Annotated in this window: 17 protein-coding genes and 2 tRNA genes; 7 read left to right on the top strand and 12 right to left on the bottom strand. The window is 32.6% G+C overall.

The window, feature by feature from the left end; genetic code table 11:
- Nucleotides 1-30 precede the first annotated feature (30 nt).
- Genes Q0516_RS03535 through Q0516_RS03510 form a run of 6 tightly spaced genes read right to left on the bottom strand, consistent with a single transcriptional unit; the run spans nt 31 to nt 6,358 of the window.
- Nucleotides 31-1,326 carry a glutamine synthetase family protein gene (locus Q0516_RS03535; protein ID WP_294465976.1) on the bottom strand — a complete coding sequence of 432 codons (1,296 nt, stop codon included), beginning with the start codon at nt 1,324-1,326 and terminating at the stop codon, nt 31-33.
- A gap of 12 nt (nt 1,327-1,338) precedes the next feature.
- Entirely contained in the window at nt 1,339-2,073 is a 735-nt protein-coding gene (locus Q0516_RS03530; RefSeq protein WP_299237449.1) for a glutamate synthase, read from the bottom strand.
- Nucleotides 2,070-3,305 carry an FAD-dependent oxidoreductase gene (locus Q0516_RS03525; protein ID WP_294465972.1) on the bottom strand — a complete coding sequence of 412 codons (1,236 nt, stop codon included), beginning with the start codon at nt 3,303-3,305 and terminating at the stop codon, nt 2,070-2,072. Before Q0516_RS03525 ends, Q0516_RS03530 begins: the two co-directional genes overlap by 4 nt.
- A 2-nt stretch (nt 3,306-3,307) precedes the next feature.
- Nucleotides 3,308-3,742, bottom strand: a complete 435-nt coding sequence (locus tag Q0516_RS03520) for a 4Fe-4S dicluster domain-containing protein (RefSeq protein ID WP_294465968.1) — start codon at nt 3,740-3,742, stop codon at nt 3,308-3,310.
- A gap of 2 nt (nt 3,743-3,744) precedes the next feature.
- Entirely contained in the window at nt 3,745-5,250 is a 1,506-nt protein-coding gene (locus Q0516_RS03515) for a glutamate synthase-related protein (protein WP_294465964.1), read from the bottom strand.
- Between the two features lies 1 nt (nt 5,251).
- On the bottom strand, nt 5,252-6,358 hold the full coding sequence (locus Q0516_RS03510; RefSeq protein ID WP_294465960.1) for a glutamine amidotransferase family protein: 1,107 nt from the start codon (nt 6,356-6,358) through the stop codon (nt 5,252-5,254).
- Between the two features lie 461 nt (nt 6,359-6,819).
- Between Q0516_RS03510 and Q0516_RS03505 the strand changes: the two genes are divergently transcribed.
- From Q0516_RS03505 to Q0516_RS03485, 5 genes are all read left to right on the top strand, one after another.
- A complete protein-coding gene (locus tag Q0516_RS03505) occupies nt 6,820-8,904 on the top strand; it encodes a glutamine synthetase III (protein WP_294466210.1) in 2,085 nt (694 codons plus the stop codon).
- 113 nt (nt 8,905-9,017) lie between these two features.
- Nucleotides 9,018-10,742 carry an ammonium transporter gene (locus Q0516_RS03500; RefSeq protein WP_294465958.1) on the top strand — a complete coding sequence of 575 codons (1,725 nt, stop codon included), beginning with the start codon at nt 9,018-9,020 and terminating at the stop codon, nt 10,740-10,742.
- A 206-nt stretch (nt 10,743-10,948) separates the two neighbouring features.
- Nucleotides 10,949-11,995 (top strand): alcohol dehydrogenase catalytic domain-containing protein, encoded by a 1,047-nt coding sequence (locus tag Q0516_RS03495; protein WP_294465955.1) that lies wholly within the window; start codon nt 10,949-10,951, stop codon nt 11,993-11,995.
- Between the two features lie 120 nt (nt 11,996-12,115).
- Nucleotides 12,116-12,200, top strand: a tRNA-Tyr gene (locus tag Q0516_RS03490).
- Nucleotides 12,201-12,555: 355 nt separating this feature from the next.
- Nucleotides 12,556-13,413, top strand: coding sequence for an AraC family transcriptional regulator (locus Q0516_RS03485; protein WP_294465952.1), 858 nt, complete (start codon nt 12,556-12,558; stop codon nt 13,411-13,413).
- Between the two features lie 64 nt (nt 13,414-13,477).
- Here the strand turns inward: Q0516_RS03485 and Q0516_RS03480 are convergent, their stop codons facing one another.
- The 6 genes from Q0516_RS03480 to Q0516_RS03455 form a co-directional block, all read right to left on the bottom strand.
- Nucleotides 13,478-13,654, bottom strand: a complete 177-nt coding sequence (locus Q0516_RS03480; RefSeq protein WP_007050606.1) for a hypothetical protein — start codon at nt 13,652-13,654, stop codon at nt 13,478-13,480.
- A 79-nt stretch (nt 13,655-13,733) separates the two neighbouring features.
- Entirely contained in the window at nt 13,734-14,561 is an 828-nt protein-coding gene (locus Q0516_RS03475; protein ID WP_294465945.1) for a helix-turn-helix transcriptional regulator, read from the bottom strand.
- Nucleotides 14,562-14,716: 155 nt separating this feature from the next.
- Nucleotides 14,717-14,792 (bottom strand) — tRNA-Thr (locus tag Q0516_RS03470).
- A gap of 55 nt (nt 14,793-14,847) precedes the next feature.
- Nucleotides 14,848-15,768 (bottom strand): alpha/beta hydrolase, encoded by a 921-nt coding sequence (locus tag Q0516_RS03465; RefSeq protein WP_294465942.1) that lies wholly within the window; start codon nt 15,766-15,768, stop codon nt 14,848-14,850.
- A gap of 183 nt (nt 15,769-15,951) precedes the next feature.
- Entirely contained in the window at nt 15,952-16,512 is a 561-nt protein-coding gene (gene pth / locus Q0516_RS03460) for an aminoacyl-tRNA hydrolase (RefSeq protein WP_294465939.1), read from the bottom strand.
- 72 nt (nt 16,513-16,584) lie between these two features.
- Complete coding sequence (locus tag Q0516_RS03455) at nt 16,585-16,791, bottom strand: hypothetical protein (protein WP_257480074.1); 207 nt, start codon at nt 16,789-16,791, stop codon at nt 16,585-16,587.
- Nucleotides 16,792-16,946: 155 nt separating this feature from the next.
- Between Q0516_RS03455 and Q0516_RS03450 the strand changes: the two genes are divergently transcribed.
- Nucleotides 16,947-17,885, top strand: coding sequence for a M28 family peptidase (locus Q0516_RS03450; RefSeq protein ID WP_294465931.1), 939 nt, complete (start codon nt 16,947-16,949; stop codon nt 17,883-17,885).
- Nucleotides 17,886-18,131: 246 nt separating this feature from the next.
- Nucleotides 18,132-18,965, top strand: coding sequence for a helix-turn-helix transcriptional regulator (locus tag Q0516_RS03445; protein WP_294465927.1), 834 nt, complete (start codon nt 18,132-18,134; stop codon nt 18,963-18,965).
- Nucleotides 18,966-18,967: the final 2 nt, after the last annotated feature.

The following is an 18,967-nucleotide window of genomic DNA, read 5'->3' as shown; positions in this document are numbered from 1 at the left end:
ATCACCCCCTTGTAATAAAATTTCTATATTTTAATCCATTAAAAAGTATTTAAGCTCTTGAATATCTTCGTCAATTTTTAAATCTTTTTTTCTTTTCTCAATAAAGTTATTAACTAAATTTTTTCCTAAGCATTTCTCAGCAAATGCACTTTTTTCAAATATCTTTAAAGCACTCTTAAAGTTTTGCGGAAGCATATTTACTCCGGTCGGTATATCTTCTTCCATTATAGATTTGATATTTGCTTTATCCTCTATTTTTTCTTTGTTTTCTATACCTTTTAAACCTGCAAGTAAAATCAAGGCAAAAGCAAGGTATGGATTGGTTGTTGGGTCTACAGACCTTAATTTAAATTTTGCTTTATCTTTATTGAATGTAGTAACTTTTATCAAAGTATTTGGATTTTTTTCTGACCAAGTAATATATTTAGGTGCATGAAATTCTCCGAATCTTTTATATGAATTCCTAGTTGGGTTTAATATAGCGGTAATTTCGTTTATCCTATTCATTATTCCTGCTATAAAAGATTTAGCTTCACTTGATTTATCAAGACCTTCAGATAATATATTTTTACCTTCTTTAAATAATAGAAGACTCACATGAAGTCCGCTGCCATATAGTTCCTTTAGAGGTTTTGGCATAAATGTCGCATAACCTCCGTTTTTATTTGCGATTGATTTTACAATCCATTTAAATGTAATAAAATCATCTGCTGCCGTCAGCGGATCTCCGTATCTGAATTTAATTCTATGTTGTCCCGGACCTCTCTCATGATAAGAGCTTATTGGAGTAATACCCATTTGTTCCAGTGTGAGACAAATCTCTCTACGTATATTTTCACCTTTGTCTAAAGGAGAAACATCAAAATATCCGCCTTCGTCATAAGGTATCATAGTGGGATGTCCTTCGTCATCGGTTTCGAAGATATAAAATTCGCATTCCGCTCCTATTTTAGCCAGATATCCCATATCTTTTGCTTTATTGATTGCTTTTTTTAGAATATACCTTGAGTCATTATCAAATAATTCTTTTGTTGGATATTTGACGTCACAAAAAAATCTTGCAACTCTTCCTTCCGAAGGTCTCCATGGTAATATGGATAGTGTAGACGGATCGGGGTAAAGCAGAAGATGACTGCTTTTGTCATTTAAAAATCCGTCAATTGAAAATCCATCAAAAGAAATTCCATTTTCAAAGGCATTTTCAAGTTCGTCTGACATTATAGCTATATTTTTTTGTACACCAAAGATGTCACAGAATGCTAGTCGAATAAATTTTATATCATTTTCTCTGACAAAATTGATTACTTCCCTTGTTATACTGTTCATATACTACTCCTCCTAATGATTAGTGTATAATTGTTTGTAAGGACTTTTTGTATTAGGTATTATTGCATAATACTTACTATTAATTATTTTATCATATTCTTTGTCAAAGTAAGAACTGAATTTTTTTATATATTCTTTGATTTCATCTATATCTTCAGCGTCCGCTTCCTTAATAATCAATTTATCAGTTTCTATTTTGGGCGGATATTTCGTTCTTAAAAATATTTTTCCTCCGTGCATTCCCGTTGCACAAAAATGTCCCAATGGGATTTCTTTGTTTTCATATTCTAATCCAAGAACTATGATATTTCCTCCCGCTTGATATTCTCCGAGGAATGAACCGGTTTTTCCTCCGATAACTATAGTGGGTTTTTTATCCTTATAAGCTTTCATATGAATTCCGGCTCTGTAACCGACGTCACCTTTAACATATATAGTTCCGCCTCTCATTGCATATCCCGTGGCATCTCCGCTTGAACCGTGGATTATGATTTCTCCGTCATTCATGGTATCTCCGGTAGCGTCCTGTGCATTTTCGTTTATGGTGATTTTAGCGCCGTCAAGATATGCTCCCACAGCATTACCGGGAACTCCGTTTATTATAAGATTTGTTTTAGATAGGGCAGAACCAATAAATCTTTGTCCCATTACTTCCTTTACGGTAATATCCCTTTCTTTTATGGCACATGCTTTTATTTCCAAATTTATTTCTCTATGTTCAAGTCCTTTTGCATTTATTTCCATCATAATTTTTTCCCTCCCAGAGTAGTCCCTCTGTATTCTTTGGAAAAGGCAATAAGCCCGGGATTATCTTTAATTAAATCAAAATCTATATCATTTAATTTTACTTTTTCCCTTATTAAATATGTATAAATTCCGGATTTATTTACATCTCCAATAATAATATATCCTTTTAAAAGTCCGTCCTTGTATATAAGTTTTTTATAATAGTTATTCTTTTCAATAATATATTCTTCTCCGTCATAATTTCCTGCTGTTACCATATGAAGTCCGAACAACCCGAGTGAGTTCATTGGAATTGCGTTATTGTATGATTTTTTCCCTCCTGCCATATTTATCCCTGCGGTTTCCCCTTTAAAGTAAGCATTTGGAAGTAACGCTAGGATAATATTTTGTTCTCTGGTTATATCATAGCTCTCGGTGCAGTCTCCCGCAGCATAAATGTCTTTTATTGTTGTCATTCCTTTTTTATCTGTTATAATGCCCCTGTTGACTTCCGCTCCTATTTCTTTTGCCAATGATATATTTGGTCTTACTCCCACTGCCACTACAAAAACATCAAAATCAATTACAGTATTATCTTTTAGTGTCGCCTGATGTTCATTTATACCGGTTATGCTATTGTTTAAAACAAATTTAACGCCTTGTTTTTCTATATGTTTTTGAACGATTTTACATCCTTTATTATCTAGTATGCTCGGAAGAATCCTATCCGCAAGATCCACTACTGTTACGCTTTTTACTTTATCATTTACCGCTTCGGCACATTTGAGCCCTATAAGTCCTGCTCCCAAAATCAATACTTTGCTGTCTTTATTTATTTTTTTTTGTAAACTTAGTGCATCATCAAGGGACATGAAAGTAAATTTATTTATTACTTTTTCTTCTCCTTCAATGTGAGGGATAAAAGGAGAAGAGCCTGTTGCAATCATTAATTTTTCATAAGGGATATTTTCATTATTACTAAGGGATATGTATTTGTCTTGGTGATTGATATTTAAAGCCCTGACTCCTTTTATTACCTTTACATTGTTTTTATTATAAAAATCATCATCTCGATATCTCATATTCTTTAAGTCTGTTTTACCTTGAACTAGGTAAGAAATTAAAGGGCGAGAATAGATAAAATGATTTTCATCACTTATCAATGTTATTTCACCGTCTTTATCTATACTTCTTATTCCTTCTATTGTTCCTATAGCAGCAATAGAACCTCCTATAATTACATATTTGCTCATATTTAACCCCTTTCTTCGAATACAATGGCATTATTGGGACACCCTTTTACGCAGTTTGGTTCGCCCTTTAAATTATTAGTACAAAATTCACATTTATCTACCACACCATTTTCTTCGTCGGGATGTACAGCTCCGTAAGGGCAGACTAAAACGCAGGTTAGACAACCAATACATTTTTCTTTATTTACGCTTATCAATCCATCTTTTTTTGTAAGTGCACCGCTTATACAGCTTTTAACGCAAATCGCATCATCGCAGTGTCTGCATGAAACTGCAAAGTGTATATCTTTATTTTCCTCTACGTTTATATTGGGTCTGATTTTTTTATCTTTAAGTGCTTTGACCATTCTGTCTTCATTGCTGTTTGCAAAAGCGCAATTATATTCACATAAATGACAGCCTAAGCACCATTCTTCGTTAACATATACTCTTTTCAATTCTATTCTCCCGCATGTTTAATTCCAAGTATTTCAAGTTCTTTTTCATTAAGTCCTACGCCTCTCAGCATTAATCTGTTTCCTTTTAATGCTTCGATTGAGTTAATACCCATTCCGCCCATCATCTCTTTTATTTCATGTTCCCAGGCGGTAACCAAATTAACTACTCTTTTATATCCTATATCCGGATTTAATCTTTTTACTAAATCGGGGCGTTGAGTGGCGATACCCCAGTTGCATTTACCACTGTGGCAGTTTCTGCATAAATGACATCCAAGAGCCATTAAGGCTGATGTTGCAATGTATACACAGTCGGCACCGAGTGCTATTGATTTTACGACATCTGCACTGCTTCTTATACTTCCTCCCACTACAAGTGAAACATTGTTTCTTATACCTTCGTTTCTAAGTCTTGAATCTACGCTTGCAAGAGCAAGCTCGATTGGAATTCCTACATTATCTCTTATCCTTGTAGGAGCAGCTCCTGTTCCTCCTCTGAAACCGTCTATTGCGATTATGTCCGCTCCGCTTCTTGCAACTCCGCTTGCTATTGCAGCCACATTATGTACGGCGGCGATTTTTACTATTACCGGCTTTTCATAATTTGTCGCTTCCTTAAGGGATAATACAAGCTGTCTTAAATCTTCTATGGAATATATATCATGATGAGGTGCGGGGCTTATAGCGTCGCTTCCCTCGGGTATCATTCTGGTTTTTGAAATATCCGGACCTATTTTTTCTCCCGGAAGATGTCCTCCGATACCCGGTTTAGCACCTTGTCCCATTTTTATTTCTATTGCTGCACCTATGTTTAAAAAGTCTTTATGTACACCAAATCTTCCTGAAGCCACTTGTACTATAGTATTCTTACCATATTTATAAAAATCTTCATGAAGTCCGCCTTCACCTGTGTTATACATTATTCCCAGCTCGCTTGCCGCTCTTGCTAAACTTTCATGAGCATTATAGCTTATTGAACCATATGACATGGCAGAAAACATTATTGGTACATTAAGTTTTATTTGAGGAGGAATATCGGGAATTATATTTCCGTTTTTATCTCTTTTTATTTCTACATTTTTCTTTCCAAGGCTTACTTTTGTTTCCATAGGTTCTCTTAAAGGGTCAATGGAAGGATTAGTAACCTGAGATGCGTTAATCAGCATTTTATCAAAATAAATAGGATAGCTTTTGGGGTTTCCCATTGAGGCAAGAAGAACTCCTCCACTTTCGGCTTGTCTGTAAATATTTTCTATTTGTTCTCCCGTCCAGTTTGCATGTGGCTTAAAAGTATGATCGCTTTCAACTATTTTTAAAGCCTTTGTAGGGCACAGAGAAACACATCTGTGACAAGCAACACAGTTTGTTTCGTCGCTTAACATTAACTTGCTGTCTTCATCGTAAAAATGAACTTCGTTTGCGCACTGTCTTTCGCAGACTCTGCACTGTATACATCTATCTTGATTTCTTACCACTTCAAACTGTGGATGTATAAAATTAATTCCCATTTTATTTAGCCCCCTCATTTAGTTTTACGATTACGGCTTCTCCGCCGGCAGGAGAATAAATTCTGTCGAAGTCTTTTTGTATAATTTTTATTGCACTTTCTTCGCTTGCAATATAAACGTCTTCTCCCTTTTCTCCGACTACCATCGAGCGAAGTTTAAGTCTGTCGTTAAGAGCCATGATACCGCCTTCAAATCCAAGCATAATAGAAAAAGGCCCTGTTATTAACATGCTTGAAAACATAGTTCTTAGATATGTTAATCTTTCTTTTTCTTTTTCTTCCATTCTTTCGATTGTGCTCCAAAACGGTGCAGCTATAATTTCCGCGGTTTCTTCAAGGTTCAATCCTTTTTTTCTTAATAAATAATCCATCATATATGTAATAACTTCCGTATCTGTAAGTAAATTACATTTATATCCGAACATTTCAATATATCTTCTGTTCGCGTCATATGAAGATATTTCTCCGTTATGTACTATAGAATAATCCAGCAGGCTGAAAGGGTGAGCTCCTCCCCACCAACCCGGTGTATTTGTCGGATATCTTCCGTGTGCCGTCCATGAATATGCTTTGTAGTCATCCAGTTTATAAAATTCTCCGACATCCTCGGGATAACCTACGGCTTTAAAAGATCCCATGTTTTTTCCGCTTGAAAAAACATAACATCCCTTCATATTTGTATTTATATTCATTACACTTTGGACTACGAATTCTTTTTCATCCAATTGTGAAGATTTTAATTTTGATTCTTTTGGAAATAAAAAATATATATAAATCAATGGTTCATTTTTTATTTTATCTATTTTCCTTGTAGGAATTATTCCGTAGTCAATAACATCAAAATGAGTGTCTAAGAATGTCTCGCATTCTTTTCTTGCTATATTGTCATCAAAGAATACATGAAAAGCATAATAATCTTTATATTCCGGATAAATCCCATATGCTGCAAAGCCTCCGCCTAAACCATTACTTCTTTCATGCATGACTTCAATAGAAGTTATAATATCTCTTCCGTCGGTCTTTCTTCCGTCTTTATGAAATATACCGCTTATTGCACATCCGGAGGGAATCCTTACATTCCCTTCTTTATATCTTTCATCAAATACCATTTTTACACCCCCATGAAAACATAAAAAAATCCAATAAACACAGAATACAATCTATGTTCATTGGACTTCTTTGTCCGGCTATTTAATTTTATAGTGGAAATAGTATACACCCGGAAGCAATAAAAATCAAGACTTAATACGTAAATAAATTGAATTTTCTAAATATTTAAAAAATAATAAAAAAATACTTGACAAATACGAACTTGCGTAGTATTATGCATTCATAACAGCAACGGCGCTGTAGGCAAAAAGCTTACGGCGCCTTTTTCTTTTTTAAAATTAAAATGGTATAAAGATAAAGATAGGTTTTATTGACTTTATAATGAAAGGTTAAAAAGGTGAAAAGGAATATAAAGATTTAAAATATGGTAGAAAGATTATGAAAAAAAATGTATAATTAATTCATATTGTAAAATTAATAAATATTTAATTTAACTAAGAGAAAGGATGTATAAATAATGATGGATAGAGTTGCGAGTTTATTCGGGTGTAAAGTTTTTAATGATGAAACCATGCAGGAAAAACTATCAAACGATACATATAAGATATTGAAGAAAACTATAGAAGAGGGTGAAGCCCTAGATATAACAATTGCAAATGCGGTTGCGCATGCAATGAAAGAATGGGCACTGGAAAACGGCTGTACGCATTATACACATTGGTTCCAGCCAATGACCAGTTTAACCGCCGAAAAGCATGATGCATTTATAGAACCGGCAGGAGATAAAGTTGTTATAAGGCTTTCCGGAAAAGATTTGGTTCAGGCCGAGCCTGATGCTTCATCATTCCCTTCAGGGGGACTCAGAGCTACAAATGAAGCCAGAGGATATACGGTTTGGGACCCTACAAGCTATGCTTTTATTAAAGATAATACGCTTTGCATTCCTGCAATATTCTGTTCTTATAACGGCGAAGTATTAGATAAAAAGGCACCTTTGCTTAAATCCATAGAAGCAATAAGCGATCAAGCTGTAAGACTTCTTAAACTTTTAGGTAAAGAAAGTGCTGGAGCTACTACATCAGTAGGTGCAGAACAGGAATACTTTATTATTTCTGAAGAAATGTACAAAAATAGACCTGACTTAATTTACACAGGAAGAACCTTATTCGGTGCTCCGACTCCAAAAGGACAAGAAATGGATGACCATTATTTTGCTCCTATAAAAGGTCCTATAATGAAATATATGCAAGATTTGGATGAAACTTTATGGGAACTTGGTATAACCGCTAAAACCAGACATAACGAAGTAGCTCCAGCTCAGCACGAATTGGCTCCTGTATATGCTTCTACTAATACAGCTTGCGATCAAAACCAAATTATGATGGAAATGATGAAAAAAGTTGCAAAAAAACATGGTTTGGTATGTTTACTTCACGAAAAACCATTTGAAGGTATTAACGGAAGCGGTAAACATAATAACTGGTCTATTACGACAAAAGAAGGTGAAAATCTACTATCACCGGGAAATGACCCTAAACAAAATATGCAGTTCTTATTAGTACTTGCGGCTGTTGTTAAAGCCGTTGACGAACATCAGGATCTGCTTAGGATTTCCGTTGCAAGTGCGGGTAATGACCATAGACTCGGTGCAAATGAAGCTCCTCCCGCAATCATATCCATTTTCTTGGGAGATGATTTAAAAGGAGTTGTAGATGCGATCATCTCAGATAATGATTATAAGAGCGAAGGAAAAACTAAATTTAACCTCGGTGCTACAGTCCTTCCCGATTTAACAAAGGATACTACGGACAGAAACAGAACATCACCTTTTGCATTTACCGGAAACAAATTTGAATTCAGAATGGTAGGTTCACAGGATTCGGTTGCATGTTCAAATATGATGCTTAATACTATTGTTGCCGATGCTTTCTGTGAGTTTGCTGATATCCTTGAAAAAGACAATTCTGATGAAGCTATTAAGAAGTTGATTAAAGATACGTTTACGAAGCATCAAAGGATTATATTTAACGGTGACGGATATTCCGATGAATGGGTAGTTGAAGCAGAAAAAAGAGAATTACTTAATTTAAAAACTTGTGCGGAAGCGATCCCTTATTATAAGAGAGAAGAAAATATTTCATTATTTGAAAAACATAAAGTTCTTACAAAAGAAGAAGTTGAAAGCAGAACGGAAGTTCTTCTTGAAGATTATTCAAATGTAATTTCAATAGAAGCAAAAGCTTGCCTGGATATGGCAAAAGCTTCAATCTTGCCTTCATGTGTATCATACGTAAAAGAAGTTGCAGAGACTCTAGCGGTTAAGAAAGATGTTTGTCCTGCGGCTGACAGCACGGTTGAAGAAGATACGGTAATGAGAGTAAGCTCTCTTAACGCTTCATTATATAAAGCTATCGCTACTTTGGAAGAAGGACTAAAAAAGGCTGAAAATATCGAAGATGTACAAGAAAGAGCCATGTCATTCAGAAAAGATGTATTTGAAAATATGGAAGAAGTCAGAAAATATGCAGATGAACTGGAAACTATCGTAGACAGAGATTTCTGGCCATATCCTACATACGGAGAAATTTTATTTAGTGTAAAATAAGTAATCAAAATTAATTTAATAAATTCGACACGAAGGCGTGTAATTGTATAGATATTCTATATGATTACACGCTTTTTTATATAAATTAACAATAAAATTTGGAGGTAATTAAAATGGAGACAACATTTAATGCTCTCGATACCATTTGGGTATTGCTGGGAGCTATACTGGTATTTTGGATGCAAGCGGGATTTGCCATGGTAGAATCAGGGTTTACCAGAGCTAAAAATGCAGGAAATATTATTATGAAAAACTTGATGGACTTTGTCCTCGGTACAATCATTTATTGGGTCATTGGTTTCGGGATAATGATGGGACCTGATATATTGGGCGTCATCGGTAAAGTAGATTTCTTTATCAGAGGTAATTATGACAGTGCCTTTCCCACAATGGCATTTGTGATTTTTCAAACAGTATTTTGTGCTACTGCAGCCACAATCGTTTCGGGTGCAATGGCTGAAAGAACAAAATTCATTTCTTATCTTATTTATTCTGCGGTTATAAGTGCTGTTATTTATCCTATTTCAGGACATTGGATTTGGGGTGGCGGCTGGTTAAGTCAGTTGGGATTTCATGATTTTGCAGGTTCTACCGCAGTACATATGGTCGGCGGAGTTGCAGCATTGGTAGGAGCTAAAATCCTTGGACCAAGGATTGGAAAGTATGATAAAGATGGAAAAAGTAAAGCTATCCCCGGACATAATATTGCAATCGGTGCTTTAGGCGTATTTATCCTTTGGATGGGTTGGTTTGGATTTAACGGTTGTTCAACTGTAGCAATGTCTACAGATGAAGCGATGATATCCGCTTCAAGTGTATTCGTAACTACAAACATGGCAGCTGCTGCCGCTACATTAATGACGCTTATAGTTACATGGGTAAGATACGGGAAACCTGATGTCTCAATGACACTTAACGGTGCTTTGGCAGGATTGGTCGCTATTACAGCGGGCTGTGATATGGTTTCTCCCGTAGGTGCTTTCATTATAGGTGCTGTTGCAGGTACTTTAGTAGTATTTGCAGTTGAATTCATCGACCATAAACTTAAGATAGACGATCCTGTCGGAGCTATTGCCGTTCATGGCTGCTGCGGTGCTACAGGTACATTACTTACAGGATTATTTGCATTAGACGGCGGACTTTTTTACGGCGGTGGAACTCATATGTTTTTAATTCAGTTGCTTGGGGTTGTTTCTGTTGCTGTTTATGTCTTAGTTACCATGTTTATTGTCTTTAAACTTATTCAAAAGACAGTGGGACTTAGAGCAAGTGAAGAAGAAGAAATTTTAGGACTTGATATAACCGAGCATGGATTGGTAAGTTCTTATGCAGACTTTGCTCCCGCAGGGGATTTCTATTATTCATTGGAAGACGAAGGCAGTCTCGCTTCTGTTACGGAACCTGTTCCGGCAGTAACGATAGAAGATATACCTGCTGATGAAAAAGACAGTCAAATTAAAATCACTAAAACCGATACCGGTATAAGTAAAATCACAATCGTAATAAATAAAGATAAATTCAATTCTCTTAAGGCGGCAATGCAAAAAGTTGGAGTTACGGGTATGACCGTAACAAATGTACTTGGATGCGGTGTCCAAAAGGGAAGAAAAAGCTATTATCGTGGAAGTGAAGTAGATGCGGTACTCCTTCCTAAATTGAAAGTAGAGATAGTAGTTGCAGCCGTACCTGTCAGAACCGTTATCGAAGCTGCCAAAAAAGCTTTATACACAGGAAATATCGGAGACGGAAAAATCTTTATTTACGGGCTTGATAATGTCGTTAAAATCAGGACAGGTGAAGAAGGGTTTGATGCTCTTCAAGAACCTGAAGAAGAATAAAAGTTACTGTCTGGGTATTTACATTTTAAATATTAATCGGTCAGACAGGTTTTACACCTCAAAAGCGTACTCACTTAGCCCTCAGAGTACGCTTTTTAATATAAAAACAGAAAAGTTTGAGACTAGTGAAAATATTTTCAGTATTGCCATTATATAATTATAATATTAAACTTAACTTAAGATAAATTAGATTTAAGGAGACGAAAATGAAAGCAATACTTTATAAAGGACCGGGAAATTTTGATTATGAAGAAGTAGAAACACCAGAGTGTCCTAAAAATGGTGTACTGATTAAAGTCATATCCGTAGGGCTTTGCGGTTCTGATATCAGAACATTTAATTCCGGACATCATAAGGTCAAACCTCCTTTTGTAATAGGTCATGAAATTGCGGGGATAGTTGAAGAAAGCGACAGTGAATATTATAAAAAAGGGCAGAAGGTAATGTTAAATCCGGGAATTACCTGCGGTAAATGCAAATTCTGTACTTCAGATAAAAATTTAGGTAACCAATGTAAAAATATAGTAGTACCGGGAATGGATTTTTACGGGGGATATGCACATTATGTAGCACTTCCGGAAGTTGGTGCAAATCCAAAATTCTTACATATCTTACCGGATGATTTTAATTTGGATTTAGCCCCGCTGTCAGAAACTTTGGCGAGCGTTTATTCCACTCATGATTTTATTAATATAACAAAAGGCGATATCGTCCTCATAATCGGGGCGGGACCACTTGGTAATTTACATAGTGCAATGGCGAAAATCAGGGGTGCTAAAAAAGTTATATTATCTGAAGTAAATCAGCCCAGACTTGATAAAGCCAAAAGATTTGATTTCATAGATTTATTTGTAAATCCTACAACCGAAAATTTAGAAGAAATAGTTATGCGAGAAACAGACGGGGACGGGGTAGATGTGGCTATTACTGCTTGTCCTGTAGGTGCTGTGCAAGAGGAAGCAACGCACTATGTAAGACCAAGAGGAAAAGTTTTATTGTTCGGAGGACTTCCTCATGATAACTGCCATGTAAATTTTGACAGTAATCTAATACATTATAAAGAACTGCAAATATGCGGTGGATATAGTTTTTCACCCGATTCATTTAAGCATGCTCTTGATTTAATAGTTGACGGTACTATACCTGCGGATAAATTTGTTACTCATACTCTTCCTTTATCCGAAATAAAAAGAGGGATAGAAATGACAAGGACCGGAGAGGCAATTAAGGTAGTTTTGAAGCCTTGGGAATAAAATAAATAATATTATAAGAAATGCACCTAATATTGGTGCATTTTTTATTTAAATACTATATAAATGACTAATCTCTTGACAAAAGGGAAATAATATAATAAAATATTATAGCATATTCATGGGGGAGTGCCCGAGTGGCTAAAGGGGGCGGACTGTAAATCCGTTGGCTCAGCCTACAATGGTTCGAATCCATTCTCCCCCACCATTTATACGATTTTAAACATCTTTCTAATGAAAGATGTTTTTTTGTTTAACTTAAAAGATAATCAAATTATAACTTTAATTTTTTAAATAAAATATTTAGGTATTAAAAAGTATCGTTATGAAATATGATTAATAAATATAATTATAAAATAGATATATTTTAGTTGTAAGGTCTGTAGTTTTTTATATAATCTAATGGTAATATTATAATACATAATCATAATAAAAGTATGTCTGATATGTTAGGGTATAAAATACTTATATTATAATTTTTAAAAGACAAAACAAAGCACAGAAAATCGGGAAACCTTTTTCTAATAATAGTAAGATATAAATACAGATAGGAGGTATTTATCATGGAGTGGACTGAATGTATCATAGACGCAATAAATTATATTGAGGATAATTTAACAGAAGAACTTACAATCGAAGATATTGCACATAAAGTATTGATTTCACCTTTTTACTTTCAAAAAGGATTTAACATGCTTTGCGGATTTACCGTGGGAGATTATATAAAAAAACGCAGACTTTCGCTTGCCGGCAGTGAGCTTGTTTCAACAGATGAAAAAGTCATAGATATTGCTTTAAAATATGGTTATAATTCTCCGGACAGTTTCACAAAAGCATTCACTCGTTTTCATGGTGCAACGCCTACTTCTGTACGAAAGGGTGAAGCAATGATAAAATCTTTTGCTTCGCTAAAAATCAATTTTACCTTAGAAGGAGGTTATACTATGGATTATAAAATAGTAAAAAAGGATCAATTTACCGTTGTAGGTATATCAAATGTATTTAATTATGATGAAGCCGAAACAGAGGTTCCTAAGTTATGGGAAGAATATTACCAAAAAGGGTTAAGTAATATTGTATGCAGTGTGTATGGTATTTCTATCGATGAAAATATGGAGGGTAATAAGTTTGAATATCTTATTGCGGACAATTACGACCCTATAAAAGATATTTCCGAAGAATTTATAACAAAAACCATTCCGGAACATACTTGGGCGGTATTTTCTTGTAAAGGTGCAAGTTCTAAATCGATTCCCGATGTGCAAAAGAAGATTTTTTCACAGTGGTTACCGAACTGTAGGGACTATGAAATAGCTGCAGGATATAATATTGAAATGTACAGTGATCCGGCGGAGTATAAAAAAGGTGTAGAAGATGATGATTATTACAGCGAGATTTGGATTCCTGTAAAAGCAAAATAGTTATTATAATAAAAAAGGAGATAAATCACATATCTCCTTTTTATATTAGTATATTTTTTATAAATTAATAATGAACAATAAAAAAGTATATAACATATACCCAGCTTAATAATCCGTGAATGATTGCCCAGCCTATGGAATGCCATGTAGAATAGCTTATGACCATTGCAAGGGCACTTCCGAATGAAATCCCGGATTTCACACTTTTCTTTATTATCGTCGTCTTATTTTCTGTTTCCATATTTTTCTCCTATATAGCTTTAGTTAATTATACTATACGGTTTAAAGAAATACTATTTTTATTATTATTTACTTTTATTTTAACCTTCATTTCTCTTCTTACTCATACTAAAGCATACCAGTGCAACTATTATAGCACTTATTGTATTTATAATTGCGTTAAATACCTCAAATGGATCCGGACCTATAAAATAATTTGCTATATGGTTTATAGAAAGGCTTAAAGGGATCAATAATAAAAATGCCATCCCTGTAGCTTTAAATTTTTTGTGTTTCATTTTTGTGTATAAGTAATATAGTATCCAAATATATATTATGCTAAGTACAGCTATAATACTTCCAAGAGAAAATATTAAATTATTTTTTAATAAAATACTTAACACAAATAGATATGGGATAATTGACAGCGTAATACTTATAATGACCGATTTAACTTTGTCTCTTTTGGATTTAAAAAACGGGAGTATAATAAACCAGCTTAATATACATGAAGCTGATACAACACGCGACCATGAAAAAGAATCATACAATACATAATCGCATATCAAGCAAATTATCATACTTATAATAAGAGAGAATGTAACACCTAAAAATATATAATTTAAATATTTCTTACTCTTTTCACTCGATATATCAACCATATATGTAAGTGTCTTTTTTACTTTTTTGTCTACGTCTTTATTGATATCCGATACTTCTTCTCTTTGTCCGTTAAGTATTTCATTTGTCGTTACTTCAAGAATATCGGATAATGGTATAAGCAAAGAAATATCGGGACAACTTATTCCTCTTTCCCATTTTGATATTGCTTTGTTTGTAATATTGAGTTTATCTGCAAGTTCTTTTTGAGTCAAATTTTTTTCTTTTCTGAGACTGCAGATAAATGTTCCTATTTTTTTATAATTCATTAATGTTCCTCCGTTATGTTATTACAATCATAATGGAAAATAATAAAATAAGCAATCGCTTGTCAGTCGAATATATAAATAAGGACAATTATTTCAATAGCTTTATAAAAATAAAAAAATCTGTACTGAAACTTCAGTACAGATAGTTTTTTTAATGGAGCTACTAACGGGACTTGAACCCGTGACCTCTTCCTTACCAAGGAAGTGCTCTACCGCCTGAGCCATAGCAGCATTTTCAGTTCATATAATAACATGAATTCTTAAATTTGTAAATTGTTTATTAAAATTAATTATTAATATTATCTAAAAATTCCAGTACATCTTTATAAACTTCCATATGATTTTTTTCATTTAATATTTCGTGTCTCAAACCATAGTATAATCTTGAAGAAATATTTGTATACCCGATATTTCTTAAAAACTCTATACTTTCTCTAAATTTTTCCACTCCTCCGATAACCGGGTCATCTTCTCCCGCTATAAAAAATATAGGTAATTCTTTATTCTTGATTTTATATTCCTCTTTATTGAATGCCTTGTCAACAAGACTAAAAAGATTTTTAAATCCGTTTATGGTAAAAATATATCCGCAAAGTGGGTTTTTATTGTATTCTTTGACTTTTGACATATTACTGTTTATCCACTTATTCATTATAGGTTCTTCGAATTTATCATTGAATGAATTAAAAGCCAATCCATGAATAAATTTGCTTCTGTGATGTTCACCTTTTAATTTTCCGATTATCGAAGAGATGTTAAGACCCATTTTTGCCATTGGATTTTTATATGGTGCACCGCATAATATCATGCCATTTATTTCGTTGTCATATTCTTTCAAATAATTTCTTGCCACTAACGTACCCATACTATGAGAGAAAATATAATAAGGTATATCTTGATATTCCTCTTTAATAACTTCAGTTATACTATGGAAATCTTTAACTATCATCTCTCCGCTGTCGTCATAAAAATAACCTAAGTCTTTATCTTCGATTATACTTTCTCCGTGACCTCTGTGGTCGTTGATGACGGTTATATATCCATTATTTGATAAATAGTCCATAAAATCATAGTATCTTTCTTTATGTTCTGCCATACCATGGGCAATTTGAACAATGCCTTTTATATTATCTTCCGGAATTTTCATATAACATGATATTTTTAATTTTTCATCGCTTGAGTCTATTAAAAATGATTTTTCTTTCATTTTGATTTACCTCACTTATAATTAAAGTATATCTTTTCTGTAAGGATTTAAATGCCATTTTTTATATTATAACATAAATAATAATTTATATAAAATAGGCGGTAATATATATGTGTTAAAAGGTAGTTAAATATAATAGGATGATTACATATAAATAAAAAAGAAGTGTAAATCACTTCTTTTTTATTTTTTATTGTACATATTCATTGCTTTATCCAAATCTTTATCGAGGGCAGTAAAAACAGCCTTACTTGTCATAATAACCATATCTTTTATTATAGGGAGCTCTTCTTCGTTAAATCTTCCGAGAACATAATTTACCAAGTCTCCGTGTTCGGGACTTCCAACTCCCAGTCTGAATCTTGGAAAGTTTCTTGTCCCCAGTTCCTTCACTATGGATTTCATTCCGTTATGGGTTCCGGGACCTCCGTTTTTTCTTATCCTGAGTTTTCCCTTTGGAAGTTCTATATCGTCATAAATAACTAATATATTTTCTTCTGGTATTTTAAAATAATCCTTGAATAATTTAACGCTTTCTCCGCTTAAGTTCATATATGTCCTAGGCTTGATTAAAAAGACATCTTCACCTGCCAATTTGCCTTTGCCAAAGTCGGCTTTGAACTTTGTTTTATTTATTTTTATATCATATTCATCACTTATATAATCTACCACTTCAAAACCTATGTTATGTCGTGTAAGATTATATTCACTTCCTATATTCCCAAGTCCAACTATTAAGTACATGTTTGTGTTTTCTCCTAAATTTTAATCAGCTTATACATTATATCATTTATTATTAGTTTTTTTAATATGTATTTATTCATTTATTCTTTTTATTATGGCTTCACTTACCATTTTTACCATTCCTGTCATTGAGGTTATCGCCATTATAGCAACCTTGCTGACATCATCAATAATATCTTCTTTATTGTTTGTTTTAGTAAATTTTAAAGAATTTTCATTTAATTTACTCTGTCCGATTATATCTTTACTATATGGTACAAATTCGTTTATTAACTGCATATATAATCCTCCTTTTATTTTATAATATTTAAAAAGTTTAATAATGGTGATATTAATATGATGAATTGCTTTATTTTATTGTTAGAAATATAATTTTATATTTTTAAGTATATAAGATGATATGCTATAATGAATAAAATCCTAGGAGAATTATTATGTATGACTTTATTAATGAAATTTTTGATAAGTATCAAGTAAGAAAAAGCTATAATGATAAAAGCAAATTCATCGAATATCTTGAGAGTATTTTTAACAAGCTTGGAATTAAATTTAATATAGATAACCATGGTAGAATGATAAAAAGCAGAAATATTATAGTAGGGGATATCGATGAAGCGGACACAATATTTACTGCCCATTATGATACTTGTGCAAAACTTCCTTTCCCAAACTTCATAACGCCTAAAAATATATTTATATATCTTTTATATTCTTTGTTTTTAGCGTTTTTAATGATAATGAGTGCATTCATATGTGCTTTTATCGCAGAACTTTTATTTCATAAGTCTCTTATCTCTAGACTTATATATATGTTTATTCTATTCATGGATATTTATTTAATGATATTCGGTAAGCCCAATAGACATACTGCAAATGATAATACTTCCGGAGTAATAACTTTACTGACTATAATCCATGGTTTGGATAGAGAATATATGAATAAAACAGCTTTTGTTTTCTTTGATAATGAGGAGGCAGGGCTTGTTGGTTCATCTGCTTTTAAGAAAAAGTATAAGAACTTAAATTATAAGTTAATAATAAATTTTGACTGTGTATCCGACGGGGATAATATTATGTTTGTGTGTTCTAAAAAAGCGAAGTTTGATAAAAAATTCGAAATTTTAGAAGAGAATTTAAATAAGGAAAAAGAAAATTATAAAAAGAATGTGTTAATAGAAAATACAAAAAATACGTTTTATCCATCCGACCAAATGATTTTTAAAAAGAGTATAGGTGTAGCCGCACTTAAAAAGAAACCTATAATCGGATATTATATGAATAAAATACATACAAATAAAGATGTCGTTTTTGATAAAAGAAATATTGATTTTATAAGTAAGGTTATGATAAATGTCATTGAGAATGATAAATAGAGGTTCTAATAAGTTTTTTAATTTTTAAAGCAAGTTATATACAAATTAACGTTTTGATTTTAAATTTAAATAATTATTAAAATATTCCTAATAATATTAAATAATTTACATTATTACAAAAAGAATTTATATTTAACATAAAAATTCAGTAATAATAGAATGCTTTTAAATTTATTTATTAGCATGTATCATGTAGATATATGATCGATTTCATTTAATGCAAATATTAAAATAAGGATGATATAAATGATAAATAAAAGCAGTTTAAAGAATATAACTAAAAATAGAGAAATTCTAATTTACGAAGAAAACTTTGTTTATTTACGTCCATGTAAAAAATTAAGACATTTAGTATCTAATTTTACAATTACTATTCCCAATAAAACGATCATTTCAGATTATTATACTATTATGCCTCACGGAAGTGTTACACTAGTGTTGTTCCAATATAATAAAAAAATACATAGCTTTTTGTTTGGACCGACCACTAAATCAGTCAAAGTAGGTGATATTGCAAATAAATGCGATATCATATTCATTATCGAGTTTCAACCGGGAGGATTTTATCCCATTGCAAAAATAAATCAAAATAAACTTACAGATAAAATTATCCCTCTTTCATTTATTGATAATTCTCTTGATATTAATATGAGAGCTATTTTTAATAAGTCTATATCCGTAGATGAATTATTATTTAAATCAGAAGAAATCCTTCTGCAAAGTATTATATTTCAATATCCAAGTGAACTTACTAATGCTGTTAAACTTATCATTCAAACTGAAGGCGGTATTACTTCTGAAGAAATTTTAAAAAACATTTATTACAGTATGAGACATTTAAATCGTTTATTCAATTTATATGTTGGCATGAGCATAAAGTCATTTTCTCGATTAGTTAGAATTAATAAGTCTTTTCAGCTTTTAAACAATAATAAATTTACATTGGATATCATATGCGAAAAACTTGGATATTATGATGTTTCTCATTTTGTAAAAGATTTTAAAGTAGTGTGTAATATTACACCCGGTGAATATAGAGCCAATATGTCCGATTTTTACAGTGAAATAGCGAAATTTTAAAT

The sequence above is a fragment of the uncultured Anaerofustis sp. genome (genome assembly GCF_938029165.1).
GTDB lineage: Bacteria > Bacillota > Clostridia > Eubacteriales > Anaerofustaceae > Anaerofustis.
Note: the sequence above shows the minus strand (reverse complement) of the source record. Positions and strands in the feature narration are given on the sequence as shown.